Origin of the sequence: Komagataeibacter xylinus (assembly GCF_009834365.1) — a bacterium.
GTDB classification, from domain to species: domain Bacteria; phylum Pseudomonadota; class Alphaproteobacteria; order Acetobacterales; family Acetobacteraceae; genus Komagataeibacter; species Komagataeibacter xylinus_D.
Map to the genome: position 1 here is coordinate 1212739 of NZ_CP041348.1, position 22094 is coordinate 1234832.

Consider the following 22094-nt stretch of genomic DNA (forward strand, 5'->3'; position numbering starts at 1 on the left):
CATGACGCGCCTGACACTGCGCCACTATGTTTTTGTGGCGCTGTCCGTGTTTGTCCTGTTCCTGCCCGGACGGGCCTCGCTGCCGCCGCTGGACCGTGACGAACCCCGCTACATGGAAGCCACGACCCAGATGCTGCATAGCGGCAACTACGTCGATGTGCGGTTTCTTGATCAGCCCCGCTACCATCAGCCTGCAGGTATTTACTGGCTGGAGGCGGCTGCCGTAAGGCTGACCGGCATGCAGGACCAGCATGCAACTTGGCCGTACCGTATTCCCTCGCTTCTTGCTGTAACCGCTGCGGCCGTGTTGACGGCCTGGATCGGCGCTGCCCTGTTCGGCCCGCAATGTGGCCTGCTGGCGGCAGCCCTGCTGGCTGTCTCGGTGCTGATGACGGCCGAAGGCCGCATGGCCACGATCGACACCACCCTGCTTTTGTTTGTGCTGCTGGCGCAATGCGGCCTGCTGCGTGCCTATCTTGACCGCGAGCGCGATCTGGCCACGCCGCTGGCGGCGGCGCTGTTATACTGGATCGCGCTGGGTTGTGGGCTCATGCTCAAGGGGCCGGTGGTACTGATTCCCGGCTTTGGCACGCCGCTGGCGCTGGCGCTGGTGGAGCGGCGCATTGACTGGTGGCGCCGGCTGCGCCCGGCCTGGGGCTGGCTGCTCATGCTGGCTATCGTGCTGCCGTGGTGCATTGCCATCGGGGTCATCAGCCATGGTGATTTCTTCTCGCGCGCGGTGGGGCGCAATTTTCTGGGCAAGGTGGCGAGCGGGCAGGAAACGCATGGCCTGCCGCCGGGCTATCATCTGGCCGTGTTCGCGCTTGCCTTCTGGCCCGGCTCGCTTTTTGCGGCCATGAGCCTGCCCTTTGTGTGGGCGCAGCGTTTTCAGCCGCATGTGCGCTACCTGCTGTGCTGGATCGTGCCGCACTGGCTGGTGTTCGAGGCTATCGCGACCAAACTGCCGCATTATGTGCTGCCGACCTACCCGGCCATTGCCATCCTGACGGCTGCGGCCGTGGTCTCTTTTCCCACGGAGTGGGCATGGCCCCGCGCCTTGTGGGCGCGTGGCCTGCTCGCGGCCTATGCGCTGATCTGGTTTACGGTGGGTTCCATACTGGCTTTTGCCGGGCCGGTGCTGCTGTGGCGCATGGAAGGTACGCTGTCACCCGCCGCCATGCTGATCCCGGTTGGAGCGCTGCCGGTGCTGGGGCTGTCGGCCTATCTCATTTTGCATCGTGAGGTGCTGCGGGCGGTCATGGCGGCGGTTGCTGCGGCGGTCATCATCCATGTCGGCCTGTTTACAACCGTCATTCCGCACTTGCAGACCATATGGCTCAGCCCACGCCTGGCCGCCATGGTGGATGATCACCGCCGCTGCGGGCGCGAGAGCATTGTTGCCTCGACATCGGATTCAGAACCCAGCCTTGTCTTTCTGCTTGGTGAAAACACCCGGTTGATTACGCCTGCGGCGGCAGCTGATTTCCTGCAGCAGAACCAGAAATGCGGCATGGTTCTGGTGGGTGCGCATGAGCTTGCGGCTTTCAGCACCCGGGCGCTGCAAGATGGCCTGGACCTGCATGAACTCGGGCAGCAGACGGGGTTGAACTATTCAAACGGCAAGCATCTGGAAATCGGGCTGTATGTGGTGATGCCGCCTACGGCACCGTAATAAATAAAAGTTTTTGGGTGCTGCCTTTTTCAAAAAAGATAGCACCCAAAACTTTTTACACTTCAGAACTTTTTGCTTCAGGCATCATTACAAAAAAGGCGCTGCGCGGGTTCTGCCCGGCAGCGCCTTTTGCTTTTGGAGGGATGGCCTCAGAACAGCAGGATCATACCACCCGAGGCACTGTTGTCGCTTTCCTTGTAGGGGCCGTGGGCTGCGGAACTGGTATGGGCGTATTCGGCCACAAGGTTCAGCCAGTCGGTCATCTTGTAGTAAGCAGCACCCACTTCGGATTCGTTGCGGCGCACGAGGTCAGGATCTTTCTCGCCCGGTGCCAGATACAGGTTACTGACACCATAGCTGCCCACGAGTTTGAACTTCTTGGTGAAGTTATACATCATCTGGACATAGTAGCCTTCCGATGCGCGCTTGCGGCCGTTACTGGCCACGCCATCAAAGAACAGGCCGGTCGTGCCAAGGCCGCTGCCGCGATAGTAGTAGCCCACAAACTGCGCCGGGCCATAGGTCAGCTTCGTGCCGATTTCGCCCGCTTCCGCCGTGACACCATGCTTCTGGCCCGGAATGACGGAAACATCCGCAGTACTGGTAGTAGAGTAGGGAAATGCCGTTACGCCATCTGCTTCAAGTAATTGGGTGGTGACCGTTGTCGTCTTGCTGACCGTCAGGTCCTGCTGGTGCTGCGTCAGGAAGCTGGCCCAGATGCGGGCACTCAGGCCGCCAATCTTGAAGTCATATGTCACCTTGCCCTGGATCATGGGCGAGCTGTGCTGCGTGGAGGCTGCCGAATAGGCATTGCCATTGCCATCCGCGCCCGAGAAATCGAACTCATCAAGCGGCTGCAGGATGCCGATCGTGCCCTGGAAGCCCTTGATGGTGGGCGACTGGTAGGAAATCTGCGGAATCCAGTCGGCATAGACATAACCGACGCCAATACGGCCAAGCGAGGTGTTGCCCGGCGCCGAGTTGCTGCCGGTCGAGCCCACGCTGAGCAGCGTGGCGTCATCAAGGATGGCGTCGCCACCAAAGATGCCAAGGTCACGACCAATCTTGAACGTGCCCCATTTCTTGTTGCCCGCCGTCACGTAAACCTGACGAAAATCGATGCCGGCCGTGCCAAGGCCCACCGGGCTGCCGCCGGTATTGGCGTTGAAGGCGCCGTTCTTGGCATTGTTGATGCCGGGATACATGCCCATCACGGCGGCAAGGTCGATGCCGTTCTGCGTGGTCGAGAGCTTGAGAATCAGGCCCGCGGGCAGCAGGCCGTTACGCAGCGCCGAGGAATCGAACCCGCTCGACCCCGTCGAGACACCACCAGCCACCGGCATGCCGCCAGCAGGGCTGTTATAGGTATAGAAACCGTTGATGAAGCCCGACAGGTTGATGTCGATCGGCCCGGCCTTGAAGGTCAGGCCCTTGCCGGGCACGTATTTTTCCATCCGCACAAGCGACATGCCGCCGCCAAGGCCCATGGAATGCTGGGCGGCAAGCCAGGTGGACTCAGCCGAGGCCGCGCTGGCCTGCGCGCTGGCCGCTGCCTGCTGCGCCTGGGCAAGAACATAGTCGGGATCCATGCCGTTGCCGCCAATCTCGATCTGGCCGGGGGGCTGGACCGCCTGGCCCATCGCGGTGCGCATGGGCGCATGGGCGGCTGTCGTGCCCATGTGGCGCGCGGCGGGCACGTATTGCTGCGTGCGGGCCGCACTGGTTGCGGCCTCGTGCACATGCTGCAGGTGATGGGCGAGCAGGCCGCGATATTCACCCTGCGTCAGGCTGCCCTTCGCCTTCAGGATATCGAGAAGTTCACTATAATCGTCAGCCCATGCGTCATCGACGCAGACAAGCGACGCCCCTCCGCTTGCCATAACAACCACCGCGCCAATACGCGCCAATTTTCCTGCCGACATAGTATTAAACTCCCTATGCGCATTCCTGTTGTATAAAACCCGGCGGGTCAATGGCCCCCAATGGCCGCAGCAGGGGCCAGGGCAGGGGCCGCAGGGCGCGGAACTGTGCAGGGATTCCTCCCCTCAGGGTGGGAGGAACAGGAGGCGCAGGGTGGGTTGCGTTATGGATTCGTTGGTTAATCTTCCTTTTTTTTCATACAATGTTCAAAAAATGGTCATAACACAACACATGTGCGTTTTTGGTCTTGTGGTGTGCGACAGGGCAGTACGTCATGGTGCCCGGCAGACTGGAATGGTCCGGTTTCGCAAAGAACGTAAAGATCCATCAAACAATCGTGTGCGGCGCAATTCGTGGTTTCTGTTCAATAAAACGGCATGAGCAGGTCGATTGCCGCCGCAGCAATACACAGTAGAGCCTCACAAAGCTGTGTTTGTATTTTATTAACTTAGTTCTTGACCGTCTCTTCCATGCCAGTCGGGGTTCAGGCCAGCAGGGTGCGGGCCTGCCGCCAGGCCTGCTCCAGCGCATCGACCATGGTGGGCGCGGGCGCGGTCCATTCCTGTGCACCCTGTCCGGGAACGTCGAGGCGCGCGAGCCAGCGCTCGGCATCAGGCGATCCGGGCAGGCGCTCGATATTGATCCCCCAGGGGGCGGGAATGCGCGACAGCACGCGGGCCAGCCTTTTCTCGGGCGTAAGCGGCGTTGCGTAATTATGGGACATGGGTGCCTCCTTTTTTCAAAAAGCGTTCCGCACAAACGTCCTTATGATTGCTTGATGTTTGTGGAACGGGCTTTTCAACCAGCCTTCAGGGCGTAAGTCTGCCCCTTGACGGAGCAGCGGATAACCCCAAAAAACGCACGGTTGCCCGCAGCCAAGGATATGCCTGCCCGTGTCGCCTTTTCCCGGCCTTGTGCCTGATGAATCTGTTGATGGCGTTGCCCATCTGATCCAGACGGCGCTGACGCCGGTGTTCATGCTGTCAGGCATCGGCACGTTGCTCAACATGTTCAACACGCGGCTTGCACGGGTCAGCGATCATATCGAGACCGTGCGCGACAAGCTGGAAAATGCCGATGACAAGGGCAGCAACAGCGCCGCCGTGCTGCTGCGCCGGCTGACCCACCTGCATTACCGCACCCTGCTGCTTGATGCCGCCATACTGTTTGGCGGGGTGGGCGGCGCTTCGGCCTGCGGGTCGGCTTTCGCGCTCTTTCTGGGCAGCGTGCGTGACTCTGCCATAGCGTGGTGGCTGGTGCTCATGTTTGGCAATGCGCTGGTGTGCACGGTCATTGCGCTGGGCATGTTTTTAGGTGACAGCATCGTTGCGTGGCATGGCCTGCGCGTGACCACCTTCCTGCCGCACAAGCAGGAAATGCTTGAAAGCCAGGTAGACTGAAAACAAAGAAGTTTTTTTCAAAAAGCTTCGAGGAATGCCGCCTTTTTAAAAAAGGGCGGCGCCCGAAAACTTTTATTATCAGGGCGCGGCAGCACTGAACGGATCGAGCGCGTACTGCCCTAACGCAATGTCATGCGTCATCAGCCCATGGGCGTGCAGGAAGGCGGCGAAGGCCTCGTAGCGCGGCCGGTTGAGCAGGGCAGGCTGCTTGCACAGGCGCGGCAGCGTGGCCTGCCAGGCCGCGCGGTTGAGCGGCGTGTCGAGTTCCGGATGGTCATGAATGGCCTGCGCCAGAATGGCGTCGGGGTGATTGATAAGCGTGTTCGTGCCCTCGGCCAGCGCCTCCATGAAGGCTTTGACCCAGGCATCATGCCCATGGGCGCGCGCGGCGAGAAAGATCAGTTCATCGGAGATCGGCACGCCGTGTTCCTCGGGGTAGAAGGCCGAAACCCTGATCCCCTTCTGCTGCAGGTCGAGCAGTTCATAGGTGCGCACGGCACCGATCACGCCATCTACCGCATGGCTGATCAGGGCCTGTTCAAGCTGGAAATTGACATTCACCTGCCTGACATCATTCACACCAAGGCCCACCGAATGCAGCATGGCGTCAAGCGAGGCATCATCCACGCCTGGCATGGAAATGCCGATGGTTTTGCCTTTCAGGTCTGCAAGGCCGTGAATATCAGCGCCAGTAATCAGCACGTTCAGCGGCGTGTCGATCAGCGTGCCCACGCGCACCAGCGGAATATCTTGGTCAGCCAGCATGCCAAGCTGCGCCTGATAGGACACGGCAAGGTCAGCCTGCCCCGCCGCGACGAGGCGCGGGGGCGAGCCGGGATCGGCAGGGGCAATGAGTTTGACATCCAGCCCGTGGCGGGTAAACGCCCCGCTGTACTGCGCGGCCAGAAGGCTGGCATGGTCGGCATTGAGGAACCAGTCCAGCACGACCGTGACCTGTTGCCCCGCAGCCAGGGCAGGGCGGGTCATGAGCATACAGGCCACAATGGCTATCATGCCCGGCGCGCGCCTGAAGATTTGCATGGTAGGAAAGCCCCCCTGGCCAGCATGGACGTGGAGCACGCGGCAGGCAGGGAGCGGCATCATGGCCCGTGGCGGGGCCGTGCTGTCTCCCTTCGCTGGCATGACCCAGATCAGGTTCAACGGGTGTGATCTCAGCCCATCAATGATGGGCACCCCGGTCAGGCGGCACAGTGTGGGCAGGTGAGCCCTGCGTCAAGTCACGGATGCAGGACCGCGCGGGCTTATGCGCTGGGCTGGCTCATTTCACGCCGCGCGCACAGCGGCAGCAGCACGAGGAAGTAGCTGAAGTAGTAAAGGGCCGCGATCCGTCCTGCGATCATCCAGCCCCCTTCGGCATGGTGGCGGCCGACCAGCCCCATCATCACGAAGGCGATGACCAGCCCCGCCATGCCAATGCGGCAGGCCGGGCGTTCGCGTGCCGAGCGGATGGGCGAGCGGTCAAGCCACGGCACGATGAACAGGATGAGGATGGAGCCCGCCGCCGCCAGCAGCCCGCCGAATTTGGAGGGCACGGATTGCAGCAGCCCGTAAAACGGCAGGAAATACCATTCCGGTTCGATATCGGCAGGCGTGTGCATGGGGTTGGCGGGGCGGTAGTTTTCCGGCTCGCTCAGCAGGTCGGGCCACAGGAAGGCAAGGGCCACGAACACCAGCGCGAACAGTACGAGCCCGGTCAGGTCCTTGGTGGTGTAATAGGGGTGGAAGGGCACGCTTTCCTTCGCGGGCACGGGCCGGCCGCTGGGGTTGTTCGGCCCGCTGACATGGAGCGCTGCCACATGCAGCGCCACCACCGCCACGATCGCGAACGCCATGAGGAAGTGCAGTACGAAGAAGCGGTGGATGAAGATATCCCCCAGCGTGTCGCTGCCTTCCATGATGTGTTCAAGCGTGGGGCCGATCGATGGTACGGCGCCCACCGCCTTGCCCGCCACGTCAGCGCCCCAGTACGACATCTGTCCCCATGGCAGCACATAGCCCGCAAACGCCGTGACCATGACCATGAGCAGCAGCCCCAGCCCGCTGAGCCACAAAATCTCGCGCGGCTGCTTGTACGAGCCGTAATACAGCCCCCGGAAGAGGTGGATATAAAGCGCTGCCATGAACAGGCTTGCCCCCGTCATGTGCATCGCGCGCAGCATCCACCCGCCGGGGAGCTGGCGCTCGATCATCTCGACCGAGGCGAAGGCCCCGCTGGCCGTGGGCGTGTAGTTCATGGCCAGGAAGATGCCGGTGGCCAGCATGAGCACCAGCACCGCAGTCAGGATCGCCCCGAAATTCCACAGCGCGTTGAGGTTCGCGGGCATAAGGAAATCGATATATTCCTTGCGAAACCCGCTGATGACGGGAAGCCTGCGGTCAATCCATGAAAGGACGCCACCCGATGCAGGCTGCGCAGGGGGGGGGCTGTGTTCGGGGAGGCTGGGCCCGCTCATTCTCGGTTCCTGAATCAGACAACGGAAAAATCAGCCCGCAGCATAGCAGCCCGGTGAGGGGCGGGCACGCTCTCTTTTTCATCAGGTGGCAGGCGGGCCGCGTGATTTTACGGCCCGCGGGTCATTACGCGCCCATACCGGCTTTCTGCACGGCCTGCGCGCACAGGTCGCGGCGCTGGGGTATGTCGAGATCCGTCAGCCGTGCCCGCTCGGGCGTGCCGGGGTGCAGCACGCCCGCCGTGCCATAGGCGTAATCCATGTTGCCTTTTTCATCGGGCGGCACGGCATGGGTCTTTTCAATCAGCGTAACAAGCAGGGGTGTTGCCTCATCATGCTGCGCAAGCCCGTTGCCAATGCAGAAATTGAGATACCCCGCCAGCCGCGCGCCGGGTGTCACCGCCAGGATCGCCTGCGGGCTGAATGCTGCGGGATTCTGCGCCATGGCCACGGGCAGGCCACCCATCAGGCCAAAACCGGTGAGTGCGCCCATCATGACTGAACGGTAGCCCATTGCCTTCATCCTTCATGCCAGAGCGCAGGCATGACCTGCCCTGCGCCACGCCGTAGAACCGCGCGTGGCGGGTGAAGTTGCATGACGCAAGGATGGAATGACACAGGCGATCCGGGCTGTTGGCCCATGCTGCATCAGGTCTTGATAATTTTTAAGGAAAGTGGCGCACCCGAAAGGACTCGAACCTCTAACCCCCAGATTCGTAGTCTGGTGCTCTATCCAGTTGAGCTACGGGTGCGCTGTGAGGCGGTTTCTAGCCGAGGCGCCTGCACCCCGCAAGCCCCTTTTTTCGCTTTGGGAAAATTTTTTTGGGCGGCCTGAAATGCTCCCGCAGAAACCACGCTGCGCCAAGGAAAAAGTTTTTGGTGAAGCTTTTTTCTAAAAGCTTCAAAGAACGCTGCCTTTTTGAAAAAAGGCAGCACCCGAAAACTTTCAATTTTCAAACAGCAGCCTATAACCGCATCCGCGCGCGCAGGCGCTGGCCCAGTCGCCGCGTTCCCAAGCGGATGCGCTCCATGTACAGATAGATGACCGGCGTGGTGTAAAGTGTCAGCAACTGGCTCATCATCAGCCCGCCCACCACCGTAATGCCCAGCGGGCGGCGCATTTCCATGCCGTAGCCGCTATTGGTGATCAGCGGCACGGCGCCAAGGGCTGCGGCAAGCGAGGTCATGAGAATGGGGCGGAAGCGCTGGATGCACGCCTCGCGTATGGCGGAGGCGGGGTCCATGTTCCGGTCACGCTCGGCATGCAGTGCAAAATCCACGATCAGGATGGCGTTCTTCTTCACGATGCCCACGAGCAGGATCATCCCGATCATGGTGATGAGCGAGAACTCCTGCCCCAGTGCCCAAAGCGCAAGTACCGCTCCCACCCCCGCCGAGGGCAGGGTGGACATGATGGTCAGCGGGTGGATGTAGCTTTCATACAATATGCCCAAGGTCACGTAGATCGTGACAAGGGCCGCGATGAAGATCAGCACCTCGTTGATGATGGCAGATCTGAACTGCGCGGCCTGCCCGCTGAAGCCCCCATGGATGGAGGGCGGCACATGCAGCCGGATCATGGTGTCCGCAATGGCGGCCGAGGCATCGCTCAGCGCCATGCCGGGTGCAAGGTCGAAGGAGATGGCCGCCGAGACGAACCCGTCCTGATGCGAGACGGTGATGGGCGTGACCTTTGGCTCAAGGCGCGCCACATCGGAGAGCGGGATCATGGTCTCGGTGCTTGATGAGACGGCCGACCCGTTCGAGGCCCCGGTGCCGCCTGCCAGCCGGTTGGCGATCTGGTTGCGGAAGGACTGCTGGCTGAGCTGCGTGCTGCGGCTGGCCTGCGTGGTGGTGGCCGCGCGCGCGCGCACCGTGTTTGACACCGTGCCACCGCCAGCACTCCCGCCGGAGGTGGAAATGCGCATGGAATTGAGGATCTCGGGGCTGGTGCGGTACGCATCCGCCACCTCCATCACGACATGATAGGTGGTGAGCGAGGTGGATATGTTCGAGGCCGTGCGCTGGCCAAAGGCATCATACAGCGTGTTGCTGACCAGTTGCGGCGTAATCAGGTAACGCGCGGCAAGGTCGCGGATGATGTCGGCATGGATTGCGGCGCCATTGTTCATCACATCGGTGGTGACATCACGCAGCACCGGGTTCTTGCGCAGTGCCGCGGTCAGGATCGGGGCCCATTTATACAGGTCATCGGCGTTGTCGCTGGTCAGCTGGTAGCGGTAGGCGCCCTCCTTCTGCCGCCCGCCGCCACCGCTGATGTCACCAGCCGAGAACAGCGACATGTCCAGCCCCGGTATGGCGGCAAGGCGCTCATGCACGCGCGTGATCATGTCATCTATGGTGTCGCGGCGCTTTGCGCGGTCATGCAACTGCGCGAAGGCCTGTCCCTCGATGTTGGTATCGCCGGAAAAGGCCACGACTTCCTCCGTGTCCGGGTCGGTCGAGAGCGCGTTGCTGATGGCGCGGATCTTCTCCTTCATGGCGGGGAAGGAGGTGGTCTGGTCAGCGCGGAAGAAGCTCATGACCATGGCCACGTCCTCCTTGGGCAGGATGCCCTTGGGCATGAGCACGATCACGCCGATCATCACCGCAAGGCTTGCCGGCAGGGTCAGGGCGGTGAGCACATGGTGGCGGAGTGCGACGTCAAGCGTGCGTTCGTAAAAGCGCAGCAGGTGCCCGTAGCCCACCTCAAGCGTATCGCCCGCCTGGCGCGGCCACCGGCGCCACCACGGTGCCGTGGGGGGCAGGGGGGCGATCTCGCCCACTTCAAGGAACAGGCTGCACATCATGGGGGTGAGGCTGAGGGCGAGCAGCAGCGACACCGTGACCGTGATGGCCAGCGTCATGGAAAACTCGAAGAATACCTTGCCCGGCGTGCCCGCCAGCAAAAGCAGCGGCAGGAATACCGCCACCAGCGAGATGGTGATGGACAGCACCGTGAACCCGATCTCGCGCGAGCCCTTCAGCGCCGCCTCGCGCCGGCTCAGTCCGGCCTCCATGTGGCGGGCGATGTTTTCCAGCACCACGATGGCGTCATCCACCACGAAGCCCGTGGCGATGGTCAGCGCCATGAGCGAGAGAATATCGAGCGAGAAGCCGAACACCGCCATCAGCGCCAGCGTGCCCGCGAGCGAGATGGGCACGGTAATGGCCGGGATCAGCGTCGAGCGCATCGTGCGCAGGAAGGCCAGCACCACGCCCACCACCAGCACGACCGAGGCCAGCAGCGTCCATTTGGTATCGGCGAGGGATGCGCGGATTGTGATGGAGCGGTCCATGACCGGGCTCAGTGTCACCCCGCGCGGCAGCGCCGTGCGCAGGGCGGGGATGCGGGCCTTGATGTCATCGATCACGCGGATGACATTGGCCCCCGCGCGCGGGCGGATGATGGCCATGACCGCCTGGTGCCCGTTGAGGTAGCCGATCTGGCGCTCGTTCTCCACGCCGTTGCGCACGGTGGCGACATCGCTCAGCCGCACGGGGCGGGTGTCGCGGTAGCCGATCACAAGGTCACGGTACTGGGCGGCGGTGCGGGCCTGATCATTGGTGGCCAGCATGATGCGCGTGGTGTCGTTTTCGATGATGCCCTTGGGCGTGTTGGCATTGGCCGAGGCCAGCGCCGAGCGGATATCCTCGAACCCCAGCCCGTATTTGAACAGAGGCCACGGGTTGATGTCCACCCGCACGGCGGGCGCGGAACTGCCCGCGATCTCGACCCACCCCACACCCTGCACCTGCGAAAGCAGGGGCTGCAGGCGTGTCTTGGCAATGTCGTACAGCTCCGATACCGGCTGCGTGTCCGATGTCAGGGCCAGGATCAGGATCGGGTTGTCGGAGGGGTTGGCCTTCCAGTACTGCGGCTGGGACTGCAGGGTTGCGGGCATGTCGGCGCGGGCGGCGCGCAGGGCGGCCTCCACATCATTGGCGGCGGCGTCGATATTGGTCGATTCATTGAAGATGAGCAGGATGAAGGCGCTGTCCTGGCTTGAATCCGATTCGATCGAACTCACTCCCGCCACCTGCCCCAGCCTGCGCTCGAGCGGGGTGGTGACGGAACTGGCCATCTGCTGTGGCGAGGCACCGGGCTGTGTCGCCATGACATAGATGACCGGCACCGCGATGTTGGGCAGGTCGCCCACCGGCAGCAGCCTGTAGGCAAACACGCCCGAAAGCAGGATGGCCAGCGCCATGAGCGTGGTCGCTACCGGGCGCAGGATGAAAACGCGGCACAGGTTCACTTCTGGCGTCCGTTGCCCGTGGCCGTGCGGTTTCTTCTCGTCTCGCGGGTCGTGATGGTCATGAAGATGGGGCAGCGTCCGGCGTCAGCCCGGTTTCGGGCATGGTGCCTGCCTGGCCCGCAGGCTGGCGGAAGTAGTAGTGCTCGGCAATCGAGATGGGCAGCAGGTCCATGAAGCGCGAGCCCGCCGCCAGCCACCACGGGAAAGCAATGCGCCGCCTGCCGCGCGCAATGCCGGACAGGATGGCGCGCACGGCATCATTCGTCTGGGTCAGGCCGGGCATGTGAAAGCTGTTCTGCGCGGTCATTGGGGTGGCTACGAACCCGCAGCTGACACTGGTCATGACAATGCCCGCGCGCTTCATGTTCGCCCCCGTCGCCACCATGAAGCGGTCCACCGCCGCCTTTGAGGCACAGTAGGACGGCGTGCCGGGAAACGACACCAGTCCCGCCACCGAGGCCATGGCGCAGATGCGCCCGCGCACCCCGTCCGTGCCGCGCGGCTGGCCGCGCATGACGTGCAGCGCGGGCAGCACGGTGTTCAGCACGCCATCGACATTGGTGTCGAACATGCGGCGGATCTGGGCATCGGGCTCATAGGGCGCGTCCGCCCCTCCCCGGGTCGAGGCGGTAATGCCCGCACCCGCGAACACGAGGTCGAGCGTGCCGGCGTTCGTGATCCACTCTTCCATGCCACCCGCGTCGCGCACGTCCTGCACCCGGATGCGGGCATCCGCCCCGCGTGCGATGCAGGCGGTGGCCACGGCCTCGAGGTTGCGGACATTGCGCCCGCCAAGGTGCAGCGTGCGGCCAGGGCGCGCGAGGGCAAGGGCGAGACCGCGCCCGATTCCGGACGAGGCGCCTGTGATGAGTATCGAATCCTGTTTCATATTCGCAGAATACATACACCCTGTTAGAACTGCGCTACCCCGTTTGCCTACCCGGCCTGCATTTGCACAGGACCGCCGACCAAGGAGAGCCGCATGAGCCAGCCCGCCACCCCCTCCCGCCCAACCCCAGCGGTGCCGGTCAGGCGCAGGGGGGTCTGCCTGGTCATTTCCGCTCCGTCGGGTGCGGGCAAGTCCACCATTGCCAATGCCCTGCGCGCCTCCGAGCCGCAACTGCTGCACTCGGTCTCGGTCACCACGCGCCAGCCCCGCCCCGGAGAGAGCGATGGCGTGCATTACCATTTTCGCAGCATGGATGAATTCAAGCGCATGGCCGAGACTGGCGAGATGCTGGAATGGGCCACCGTGTTCGGCCGTGGCTACGGCACGCCGCGCGCCCCGGTCGAGCAGGCGCTTGCCGATGGGCGCGACATGGTGTTCGACATTGACTGGCAGGGCCACCGCCAGATCCGCGAAGCGCTGCCTGATGACGTGATCAGCCTGTTCGTGCTGCCCCCCTCGATCGAGGAACTCGAGCGCCGCCTCAATGGCCGCGCCTCCGATGAGGCCGACGAGATCGCGCGCCGCATGCAGGCCGCGCGTGACGAGATCTCGCACTGGAACGAATTCGATCACGTTATCATCAATTCCGACCTCGATCAGGCCATTGCCGAGGCCCGTGCCGTGCTGGTCGCAGCCCGCCTCGAGCGCCACCGGCAGGTGGGGCTGATTGACCTCGTGGCCAGTTTTGGGGTGTGAACCCATGCTTCACCGCGGGATGTGAGGGATAAAGTTTTCGGCGCGCCGTTTTTTCAGGGGAGGCGGTGCTGTCGAGGCTTTTTGAAAAAAACTTCACCAAAAACTTTTTCCGGCACGCAATGCATGTGTTGCATGCAGCCATTCCGCATGGACAACCCGCCTGAAATACGGGGATATGCACCGGCGCCGTCGCGCGCGCCATTGTGTTTCTTCTGCCGTGGATTCCCATGCCTGCCCGTAGCCGTCTTACCCCCGTCATGCCGTTCTGGATGATTGCCCTGCTCGGGCTACTCACGGCCATCGGGCCGCTGGCTACGGATATGTACCTGCCCGCCTTTCCGGTCATGGATCGTGAACTCGTGGGCGGGCATGCGGGCAGCAGCCAGGTCACGCTGGCCGCATGGTTTGCGGGGCTGGCGCTGGGGCAGTTCAGCATGGGCCCCATTTCCGACCGGCTGGGCCGCAGGGTGCCGCTGCTCGGCGGGCTTGTGTTCTTCATCATCGGCTCGGTGGGGTGCGCGCTGGCCGGGGGCTTCGGGCTGTTCTGCCTGTGCCGGTTCATCGCAGCGCTTGGCGGGGCGGCCTGCGCGGTCATTCCGCGCGCCATCGTGCGCGACGTGGCCACGGGGGCAGCGGGCGCGCGCATCATGTCGCAACTCATGCTGGTGTTTGGCGTCATGCCCATCCTTGCACCCTCGCTGGGCAGCCTCGTGCTCTCGTTCGGGCACTGGCGCTGGATTTTCTGGATTGCGGTGGGCTATGGCGCGCTGGGTCTGGTCACGGTCATTGCATGCCTGCCCGACACCATGCCGCCCGAGCGGCGCATCGCGTTCTCGCCCACCGGCATGATCGGCCGCTACGCAGGCCTGGTGCGTGAGCCGGTGTTCATGTCGAGCGCGCTGATCAACAGTTTCTCTTCCTTTGTCATGTTCGCCTACATCACCTCGGCCCCCATGGTGTTCGAGCACCTGCTGGGCTTTACGCCGGGGCAGTTCGGCTTGTTCTTCGGGCTCAATGCGGGGGTGTTTATCGCCTGTGCGCAGATCAACGGGCGGCTGGTGCACCATATCGAGCTTTCCCGCCTGCTTGATTACGGCATCATGGCTGCGATCCTCGCGGCTTCCGCCTGCCTTGCCCTGTCGCTCGCAGGGGTTGCGGGGCCTGCGCACCCGCTGCTGGTCTGCGTGCTGGTGGGCTGCATTACCGGCAGCCTCGGCTTTATCGGGCCGAACGCCACGGTGCTGGCCTTTACCCATCATGGCCACCAGGCAGGCAGTGCCTCGGCGCTGATGGGCACGATCCAGTTCTCGCTCGCGGCAGGCAGCGGCTTCATTCTGGGCCATGTTGCCTTTCGCAGCCCCACGCCGCTGGCGGTGGTGGTGATGGGGGGCGTGTGCTGCACGGTGGCATGCAACATCTGGCGGCATTTCAGTGCGCGCCGGGCGGCGGCAATATCCGCGCCCTGAGGCGGGCCGTCGGGGCCATGCGCTTTCGCTTTGACGTGGGTGGCCTGCCGCGCTACGGCAAGAACAGGCCCGCCACGCCTGCTGTGTGGTCGGGCTATTATTATCCTTATGCGCAGGAGGCATGGTGAACGGCATTCTCGATTTTGTTGCCGGGCTGGGCAGGGCCGTTCTGGACATGGTGCGCATGGCCGGAAAGGTGGCGCTGTTCGGGGCCGTGGCGCTGTCGCATGTTGTCCGCCCTCCCTTCTACTGGCGCACGCTGTGGGGCTCCCTGGTCGAGATCGGGTATTTCTCGCTGCCTGTGGTGGCGCTGACCGCCCTGTTCTCGGGCGGCGTGATCGCGCTGCAATCCTATACCGGCTTTGCCCAGTACCATGCCCAGAACGCCATTGCGGGCATCGTGATCCTTGCGGTCACGCGTGAGCTCGGGCCGGTGCTGGCCGGGCTGATGGTGGCAGGTCGCGTGGGGGCGGCCATGTCGGCCGAGATCGGCACCATGCGCGTGACCGACCAGATCGATGCGCTGACCACGCTCTCCACCAACCCCATGAAATACCTGGTCACGCCGCGGCTGGTGGCAGGCACGCTGGCGCTGCCCTTCCTGGTGCTGGTTGCCGACATACTGGGCGTGCTGGGCGGGTTTACCGTATGCGTGATGAAGCTGGATTTTTCGGCTTCCGCCTATATCGCGGCCACCATCGCCTCGCTCAAGGTGATGGATGTGACGGTGGGGCTGGTCAAGGCGGCCATCTTCGGCTTCCTGATCACGCTCATGGGCTGCTACCATGGCTATCATAGCCGCGGCGGGGCCGAGGGCGTGGGTGCCGCGACCACGGCAGCCGTGGTGGCGGCATCGATCCTGCTGCTGACCTTCGATTACCTGCTGACGGATGTGTTCTTCTCGCAATGACCGAACCAACCCCCAAGATCCGCATTCGCGGCCTGAAAAAGGCGTTTGGCCCCAAGGTGGTGCTCGATGGGGTGGACCTTGATGTCATGGGCGGCACGTCGTTCGTGGTCATTGGCGGCTCGGGCACCGGCAAGTCGGTGCTGCTGCGCTGCATCCTTGGCCTGATCACGCCTGATGCGGGCTCCATCGAGATTGATGGCGTGGACGTGACCACGCTCACGCCGCGCCAGCGCGAGCCCTATATGGCGCGGATCGGCATGCTGTTCCAGAACGGTGCGCTGTTCGACAGCCTGAGCGTGTGGGAGAACGTGACCTTCGGCCTTACCGCTGCCGCCCGCCTTGGCCATGGCCCGCGCCTGACCCGCGCGCAGTCGCGCACGCGGGCGGGCGAACTGCTTGAGCAGGTGGGCATGGACCCTGCCGTGGGCGCGCTTTCGCCCGCCGAACTGTCCGGCGGCATGCAAAAGCGCGTGGGTCTGGCCCGCGCCATCGCCGCACGCCCCGAGATCCTGTTCTTTGATGAACCCACCACCGGCCTCGACCCCATCATGGGGGCCGTGATTGACGGGCTGATTGCCGATTGCGTGCGCAAGCTCGGTTCCACCGCCATTGCCATTACGCACGACATGGCCTCCGCCCAGCGCATCGGGGATAAGGTGGGCATGCTGTATGAAGGCAGGCTGATCTGGCAGGGCGCGCCTGACACGCTGTTCGACAGCGGCAATCCGGTGGTGGACCAGTTCACCCATGGTCGCCGCGAGGGGCCGATCAAGGTGGACGTGCGTACCTGATTGATAAAGAAGCAGAAGTTTTTGGGTGCCGCCTTTTTTTTAAAGGCGGCATTCTTTTTGAAGCTTTTTTAAAAAGGTTTCACCAAAAACTTTTTCCCGTTTGGCTGAAGGGCTTCCCTGACTTTCGCGGCTGGTCGTTCCATATATGATATACACGATCTGTTCTTGCCCAAGGAGCCATCATGGCGCGTCGGCCCGCTAACCGTTTTGTCTGCCAGTCCTGCGGGGCGGTCTTTCCCAAATGGTCGGGCCGGTGCGATGCCTGTGGCGCGTGGAACAGCATTGTTGAGGAAACGGTCGAGCCCACCGCCACCGGCGGCACCAATGCCCGCAGGCGCCCAGGGGCCCGCATCAACCTCGTGGGCCTTGCGGGTGATACGCCGCCGCCACCGCGTATTGAAACGCATATTGGCGAGCTTGACCGCGTGCTCGGCGGCGGGCTGGTGCCGGCCTCGGTGGTGCTGGTGGGCGGTGATCCCGGCATCGGCAAGTCCACGCTTCTGCTGCAGGGCGCATGCGCCCTGGCGCGGGCCGGGCGCAAGGTGATGTATATCTCGGGCGAGGAAGCGGTAGACCAGATCCGCATGCGCGCGCGCAGGCTGGGGCTGGAAGCACCTACGCTGGAACTCGCCGCCGCCATCAACGTGGCCGATATCGTGGCAACGCTTGAGGCGGAAAAGGATCTGGCGCTGGTCGTGATCGACTCGATCCAGACCATGTGGATGGAAACGGTGGAGAGCGCGCCGGGCACGGTCAGTCAGGTGCGGGCCTGTGCGTTCGAACTCATCCGCCTGGCCAAGCAGCGCGGCTTCAGCCTGATCCTTGTGGGCCATGTAACCAAGGAAGGCGCACTGGCAGGCCCGCGCGTGCTCGAGCACATGGTCGATGCCGTGATGTATTTCGAGGGTGATCGCGGCCACCAGTTCCGCATTTTGCGGGCGGCCAAGAACCGCTTTGGCGCGACTGACGAGATTGGCGTATTCGCCATGACCGATCAGGGGCTGGAGGAAGTACCCAACCCTTCCGCCCTGTTCCTGGCCGAGCGGCGTGGGCATATCGCGGGGTCTGCCGTATTCGCGGGCATGGAGGGCACGCGCCCCGTGCTGCTTGAGGTGCAGGCACTGCTTTCCCCCAAGGCGGGCGATGGCGGCGCGCGCCGTGCCGTGGTGGGGTGGGAGACAGGGCGGCTGAACATGCTGCTCGCCGTGCTTGAGGCCCGCTGCGGCATCAAGCTCAACGCCATGGATGTGCATCTCAACATCGCGGGCGGCCTGCGGGTGGGCGAGCCTGCGGCTGACATGGCGGTAGCCGCCGCCCTTGTTTCCGCCGCGACCGGCCAGCCGACCAGCGCGGGCTCGGTCTATTTTGGCGAGGTCGGGCTTTCAGGCGAGGTCCGTCAGGTGTCGCAGCCCGATACGCGGCTCAAGGAGGCGCACAAGCTGGGCTTCGAGCAGGCGTTCCTGCCGCGCCGGATCGCACGCGGCAACCGCAAGCCCTCAGCACCCGATGGGCTGGGCCTGCATGAAATCGGGCATCTGGGCGATCTGGTCAGCCTGTTCACGGGAGCGATGGAGGAGGCGGAGGCGTGAGCGCGCCTGAACGCTTTATGCTCAAAGCCCCCGCCATGCTGGAGCGCGAGGTAAAAAAAAGCATCTTTCTCGCTCAGGCAGCCCCTGTCGCCACCCCTGTCGAGGCCATGGAATTCATCGCCTCCGTCAGCGATCCTGATGCTACCCATAACTGCTGGGCCTACCTGATTGGCCAGACCTATCGCAGCGATGACGCGGGCGAGCCGGGCGGCACGGCGGGCCGCCCCATATTGCAGGTGATCGAGGGGCAGGGCTTTGACCGCACGGTGGTGGTGGTCACGCGCTGGTTTGGTGGCACCAAGCTGGGCGCGGGCGGGCTTGTGCGGGCCTATGGCGGCACGGCGGCGGAATGCCTGCGCACGGCGCCGCGCGTGCCGATTGTGGAGATGGTGGGCCTGAGCTTTGGCTGCGGCTTTTCCGAACACGCGCTGCTGCGCGCGCGCCTTGAGGCCATGGACTGCCAGATCATGGCCGAGGAATTCGGCGCCGATGGCGTTGGCCTGCACATAACCGTGCCTATGGCGCATGAGGCAGCAGTGCGCACGCGCATTACCGATATCACGCGCGGGCAGGCCACCATCCGGGCGGTGGAGGAAGATGGCGCACAGGGTGTTGGAGCGTAACGGCATTGGCGCTATGTCAGACAGCGTTTCACGTTCAGCATACGGAAAAAAACCAGCCATGACCGATACCCCTCCCGATCGCCTGTCCGTCAACCCGACCAGCCCCTTTTATGACGAAGCCCTGCTTGAGCGTGGCATTGGCGTGCGCTTCAAGGGCATCGAAAAGAACAATGTCGAGGAATACTGCATCAGCGAAGGCTGGGTGCGTCTGGCCGTTGGGCGCGGCACCGACCGCTTTGGCAACCCCATGACCATGAAGGTTACAGGGCCGGTCGAGGTCTGGTTCAAGTCCTGAAGATAAAAGTTTTTGGTGAAGCTTTTTTCAAAAAGCTTTGAAAGAACGCCGCCTTTTTGAAAAACGGCGGTATCCAAAAACTTTTATAATAAAAAAGGCCGCATCCCGAAGGATGCGGCCTTTTTTGCTGTCTCCCCGCAGGGTCATTCCTCATCAATCGCACGCTTGGGCAGCAGGGCCGGCACGAAGATCAGGGTCGCAATGAGCGTGCAGGCCAGCGAGAGCAGCAAAAGGCGGCCCATGCTGGCCGTGCCCGGATGGTGCGAGGCCGCAAGTGAGCCGAACGCCGTGCCCGTGGTCAGCGCCGAGAACAGCACCGCGCGCGCCGTGGGGCTCGACAGCGGCGACCTGATGCCCGCCCGCCAGTTCATGACGAAATAGATGTTGAACGACACGCCCACGCCCAGCAGCAGCGGCAGGGCTATGATATTGGCGAAGTTGAGCTGCTCGGGCACCACGATGATCAGGATGACCGTCATCAGCGCCGAGAGCAGCAGCGGGGCCAGCACCAGCGCCGTATCAAGCAGCTTGCGCAGGGCCACGGCCAGGATGATGGCGATCATGACAATGGCCGCCCCGGCAGCGGTAACAAAGGCATGCACCATGGTCGCGGCACTCTGCACGATGTCGATGGCCGAACCCGCCGCCGTGGGGGCAATCTTCTGTATCTCGCCTACATACCGGTGCAGCGCGCTGTTGCCCTGCATGTCATGGCTTGGATGGACCTCGACCAGCGCACGGCCATCAGGCAGCAGGTAGTCACGAGCAAGCTGCTGCGGCACGTCGCTAATGCCCACTTCCTTCACCTGCAGCATGTCGCGCAGCATGTTCAGCTGCATGGGCAGGAAGCGCACCAGCGCCTCGTTTGTGGCCAGCACGCGGGCATCATCGGCCTTCGCCAGTTGTGCCAGCGCCGACTGGATGCGGCGCAGCGGGTCATTGGCGGGCAGCTTGTCCAGCACGCCACCGAGGTCGCCCGCAGTCTTGGCGGCGGCAGCGCGAAGGGCATCGGCATCGGGCGCGGGTTTGGGGTCGGGCACGATCAGGGTGGGCAGCAGGATGTTCGCCGCATCCTGAATGAGTGGCAGTTTGGTCTTCTGGTCGGCGGGCACCATCGAGCCGAGCCACAGCGCGTCATGCACCAAAGGCAGGCCCGACAGCTTGTCCGACATGGCGGCGGCCTGCTTGAGGTCGGGCATCAGTACATCAACCGTATAGGGCGAATACTGCGGCTCGGACATGAGCATGCCCAGCGTGACCATGCCTTCGGATTTGGGGTTCTTGGTATGCAGCGGGTCGGCATCGAAGGTCAGGCGCGGCACCAGTGCCAGCCCGCCAAGCGCTATGACCACGAACACCGCAAGGATGGGCTTGCGATGGTGGCGGATGGCGGTGTCAATCGGCCGCGCGAAGGCGAAGCCGATCGTGCCATGCCCCGCCGTGGGGCGGAACAGGCGCAGGAGTGCAGGCAGCAGCGTGAGCGTGCAGATGAAGGCGAACACCATGCCAAAACCGGCAATCAGCCCCAGTTGGGCTACGCCTACGAACGCGGTGGGCGTAAAGGCCAGGAACCCCGCCGAGGTGGCCATCGCAGCCACGAGGATCTGGTGGCCGGTCTCGTTGCCGGTCTGCTCAAGGGCCGCGGGCAGGCTGAGTGCCGTGCCATCAGGGTTGGCCTGTGCGCGGAAGCGGACGGAGAACTGGATGGCGAAGTCCACCGCGATGCCCACGAACAGGATGGCGAACGCCACCGAGATCAGATTGAGCTTGCCCACCACGATGGCGGCAAACCCGGTGGTGAGCAGCAGCCCCGACACCAGCGTGATGATGATCGGCACGATGATGCGCCACGTATGCACCGCCAGGATCAGCCACAGCGTGACCAGCACCAGCGAGCCGAGCAGGCCTGCCACCATGCCTTCAGCCACGGTGGCGAATTCCTCATCCGCGATCTGGGTATCGCCCGTGATGTGCACATGCGCCCGCCCGCTCTTGACGAAAGGCAGGTCGTTGGCAGCCGCGCGGATGGCGTCCGACGCCGCACCGCCGGGCTGGAAGGAATCATAATCCAGCTTGGGCTGGGTCACGACAAACTGGAACTTGCCACCAAGATCGGCCAGGTCGCCTGCCAGCAGCCGCTCCCATGAAAGGGGTTCGGGCGTGCCATCGACCGAATGCTGCAATGTGGTGGCGAAGCCATCGAGGGCGGCGTGGAAGTTGCCAAGGTTGGCCTGCCCCTGTGCCACGCCCAGCGCAATCAGGTTGAGCGCGCTGAACAGCCCGCGCCCTGAAGGATCAGCCGCAAGCTCGCTGAGGAAGGGCTGGGCTGTGATGGTGGTGTTGAGCACGCGCTCGAGCGCCTTGGGGTCAAGGAACATCAGCCCGTTGCGCACCAGATACGGATCGGTCTGCGGCGTGGTGACGTAATTGAAGTGTTCATGGTCGCCGCGCAGTTTTGCTGCAAGGCCGAGTGCTGTCTGCTGTGCTTCCTCGGGCAGGGCAGCGTCGATCACGGCCACGAGCTGGTCCTGCTTTTGCGGGAACAGGCGGCCCATTTCATCCGAGCGCTTCTTCCAGTCCAGCGAGGACGAGAACATCTGGTCCGTATCGGTGGTGACGCCAAGCAGCGCGTAGCTGGCATAGGTCGCGCCAGCGATCAGCACGGCAAACGCCAGCACGACAGCAATGGCATGGCGGGAACACAAAGCGACAAGACGCCCAAGCGGTACCGATAGCATGACGAGTATTCAGCCCTTCAGAAACCTGACCCGATGCCGCATGAACGCGGCAGCCGGTGAAGACGTACGGTTTGGCCCATGATGCGGTGCCGATGCAAGGTGGTTCTTTACCACTACGGGCTTATGCTGGTGGCGCAGATACCAGCGCGGCTTACGATGCCCGAAAAGCCTGCCCACGAAAAAACTGGCAAATCATAAAGAAGTTTTTGGTAAAGCTTTTTTCAAAAAGCTTTGAAAAGACGCTGCTTTGGTGAAAAAAGGCGACAGATGGACACTTCTGTTTTTCATCAATTATTTGCTGGGTAACACTCTTTT

General features: G+C 63.2%; 19 protein-coding genes, 1 tRNA gene and 1 riboswitch. Of the genes, 10 read left to right on the plus strand and 10 right to left on the minus strand.

Annotated features, from left to right (window positions below; genetic code table 11):
* The first annotated feature begins 1 nt into the window (after position 1).
* The gene (locus FMA36_RS05755; protein ID WP_159261457.1) at positions 2-1672 is read left to right on the plus strand and encodes an ArnT family glycosyltransferase; all 1671 of its coding nucleotides are present in this window, start codon (positions 2-4) and stop codon (positions 1670-1672) included.
* A gap of 149 nt (positions 1673-1821) precedes the next feature.
* Here FMA36_RS05755 and FMA36_RS05760 read toward each other — a convergent pair whose 3' ends face one another.
* Both FMA36_RS05760 and FMA36_RS05765 read right to left on the minus strand, forming a co-directional pair.
* Entirely contained in the window at positions 1822-3594 is a 1773-nt protein-coding gene (locus tag FMA36_RS05760) for a porin family protein (RefSeq protein ID WP_206065192.1), read from the minus strand.
* Positions 3595-4076: 482 nt separating this feature from the next.
* Positions 4077-4316 (minus strand): PDDEXK family nuclease, encoded by a 240-nt coding sequence (locus FMA36_RS05765; RefSeq protein ID WP_159261459.1) that lies wholly within the window; start codon positions 4314-4316, stop codon positions 4077-4079.
* Positions 4317-4485: 169 nt separating this feature from the next.
* Here FMA36_RS05765 and FMA36_RS05770 point away from each other — a divergent pair, with 169 nt between their 5' ends.
* Positions 4486-4992: a DUF2721 domain-containing protein gene (locus FMA36_RS05770; protein ID WP_167518011.1), complete on the plus strand. Its 507-nt coding sequence runs from the start codon at positions 4486-4488 to the stop codon at positions 4990-4992.
* A gap of 78 nt (positions 4993-5070) precedes the next feature.
* On the opposite strand, the gene FMA36_RS05775 is transcribed toward FMA36_RS05770, so the two are convergent.
* The 7 genes from FMA36_RS05775 to FMA36_RS05805 all read right to left on the minus strand — a co-directional run bounded on the left by FMA36_RS05775 (position 5071) and on the right by FMA36_RS05805 (position 12611).
* Positions 5071-6006, minus strand: coding sequence for an ABC transporter substrate-binding protein (locus tag FMA36_RS05775; protein WP_159263665.1), 936 nt, complete (start codon positions 6004-6006; stop codon positions 5071-5073).
* 97 nt (positions 6007-6103) lie between these two features.
* A riboswitch (TPP riboswitch) is annotated at positions 6104-6200 on the minus strand.
* Between the two features lie 54 nt (positions 6201-6254).
* Positions 6255-7466: a cytochrome b gene (locus FMA36_RS05780; protein ID WP_159261461.1), complete on the minus strand. Its 1212-nt coding sequence runs from the start codon at positions 7464-7466 to the stop codon at positions 6255-6257.
* 124 nt (positions 7467-7590) lie between these two features.
* Positions 7591-7977 (minus strand): hypothetical protein, encoded by a 387-nt coding sequence (locus tag FMA36_RS05785; RefSeq protein WP_240906491.1) that lies wholly within the window; start codon positions 7975-7977, stop codon positions 7591-7593.
* Positions 7978-8138: 161 nt separating this feature from the next.
* Positions 8139-8215, minus strand: a tRNA-Arg gene (locus FMA36_RS05790).
* Positions 8193-8420 (minus strand): hypothetical protein, encoded by a 228-nt coding sequence (locus FMA36_RS05795; protein ID WP_159261465.1) that lies wholly within the window; start codon positions 8418-8420, stop codon positions 8193-8195. Before FMA36_RS05795 ends, FMA36_RS05790 begins: the two co-directional genes overlap by 23 nt.
* An 8-nt stretch (positions 8421-8428) precedes the next feature.
* On the minus strand, positions 8429-11722 hold the full coding sequence (locus tag FMA36_RS05800) for an efflux RND transporter permease subunit (RefSeq protein WP_159261466.1): 3294 nt from the start codon (positions 11720-11722) through the stop codon (positions 8429-8431).
* A 58-nt stretch (positions 11723-11780) separates the two neighbouring features.
* The gene (locus tag FMA36_RS05805; RefSeq protein WP_167518012.1) at positions 11781-12611 is read right to left on the minus strand and encodes an SDR family NAD(P)-dependent oxidoreductase; all 831 of its coding nucleotides are present in this window, start codon (positions 12609-12611) and stop codon (positions 11781-11783) included.
* A gap of 93 nt (positions 12612-12704) precedes the next feature.
* On the opposite strand from FMA36_RS05805, the gene gmk reads away from it, so the two are divergent.
* The 7 genes from gmk (at position 12705) to FMA36_RS05840 (ending at position 19041) form a co-directional block, all read left to right on the plus strand.
* Positions 12705-13367 (plus strand): guanylate kinase, encoded by a 663-nt coding sequence (gmk, locus tag FMA36_RS05810; protein ID WP_159261470.1) that lies wholly within the window; start codon positions 12705-12707, stop codon positions 13365-13367.
* Positions 13368-13594: 227 nt separating this feature from the next.
* Complete coding sequence (locus FMA36_RS05815) at positions 13595-14833, plus strand: multidrug effflux MFS transporter (protein ID WP_159261472.1); 1239 nt, start codon at positions 13595-13597, stop codon at positions 14831-14833.
* 124 nt (positions 14834-14957) lie between these two features.
* The gene (locus FMA36_RS05820; protein WP_078527865.1) at positions 14958-15743 is read left to right on the plus strand and encodes an MlaE family ABC transporter permease; all 786 of its coding nucleotides are present in this window, start codon (positions 14958-14960) and stop codon (positions 15741-15743) included.
* Positions 15740-16534, plus strand: coding sequence for an ABC transporter ATP-binding protein (locus FMA36_RS05825; RefSeq protein ID WP_159261474.1), 795 nt, complete (start codon positions 15740-15742; stop codon positions 16532-16534). Before FMA36_RS05820 ends, FMA36_RS05825 begins: the two co-directional genes overlap by 4 nt.
* Before the next feature lie 182 nt (positions 16535-16716).
* Entirely contained in the window at positions 16717-18123 is a 1407-nt protein-coding gene (gene radA, locus FMA36_RS05830) for a DNA repair protein RadA (protein WP_159261476.1), read from the plus strand.
* Positions 18120-18746, plus strand: coding sequence for an IMPACT family protein (locus tag FMA36_RS05835; RefSeq protein ID WP_159261478.1), 627 nt, complete (start codon positions 18120-18122; stop codon positions 18744-18746). Before radA ends, FMA36_RS05835 begins: the two co-directional genes overlap by 4 nt.
* A 58-nt stretch (positions 18747-18804) precedes the next feature.
* Positions 18805-19041, plus strand: a complete 237-nt coding sequence (locus tag FMA36_RS05840) for a DUF3297 family protein (RefSeq protein ID WP_061275528.1) — start codon at positions 18805-18807, stop codon at positions 19039-19041.
* Between the two features lie 143 nt (positions 19042-19184).
* Here the strand turns inward: FMA36_RS05840 and FMA36_RS05845 are convergent, their stop codons facing one another.
* Complete coding sequence (locus FMA36_RS05845) at positions 19185-21779, minus strand: MMPL family transporter (RefSeq protein WP_159261480.1); 2595 nt, start codon at positions 21777-21779, stop codon at positions 19185-19187.
* Between the two features lie 56 nt (positions 21780-21835).
* Here FMA36_RS05845 and FMA36_RS05850 point away from each other — a divergent pair, with 56 nt between their 5' ends.
* A complete protein-coding gene (locus FMA36_RS05850; protein WP_159261482.1) occupies positions 21836-22033 on the plus strand; it encodes a hypothetical protein in 198 nt (65 codons plus the stop codon).
* The last annotated feature ends 61 nt before the right edge of the window (positions 22034-22094 follow it).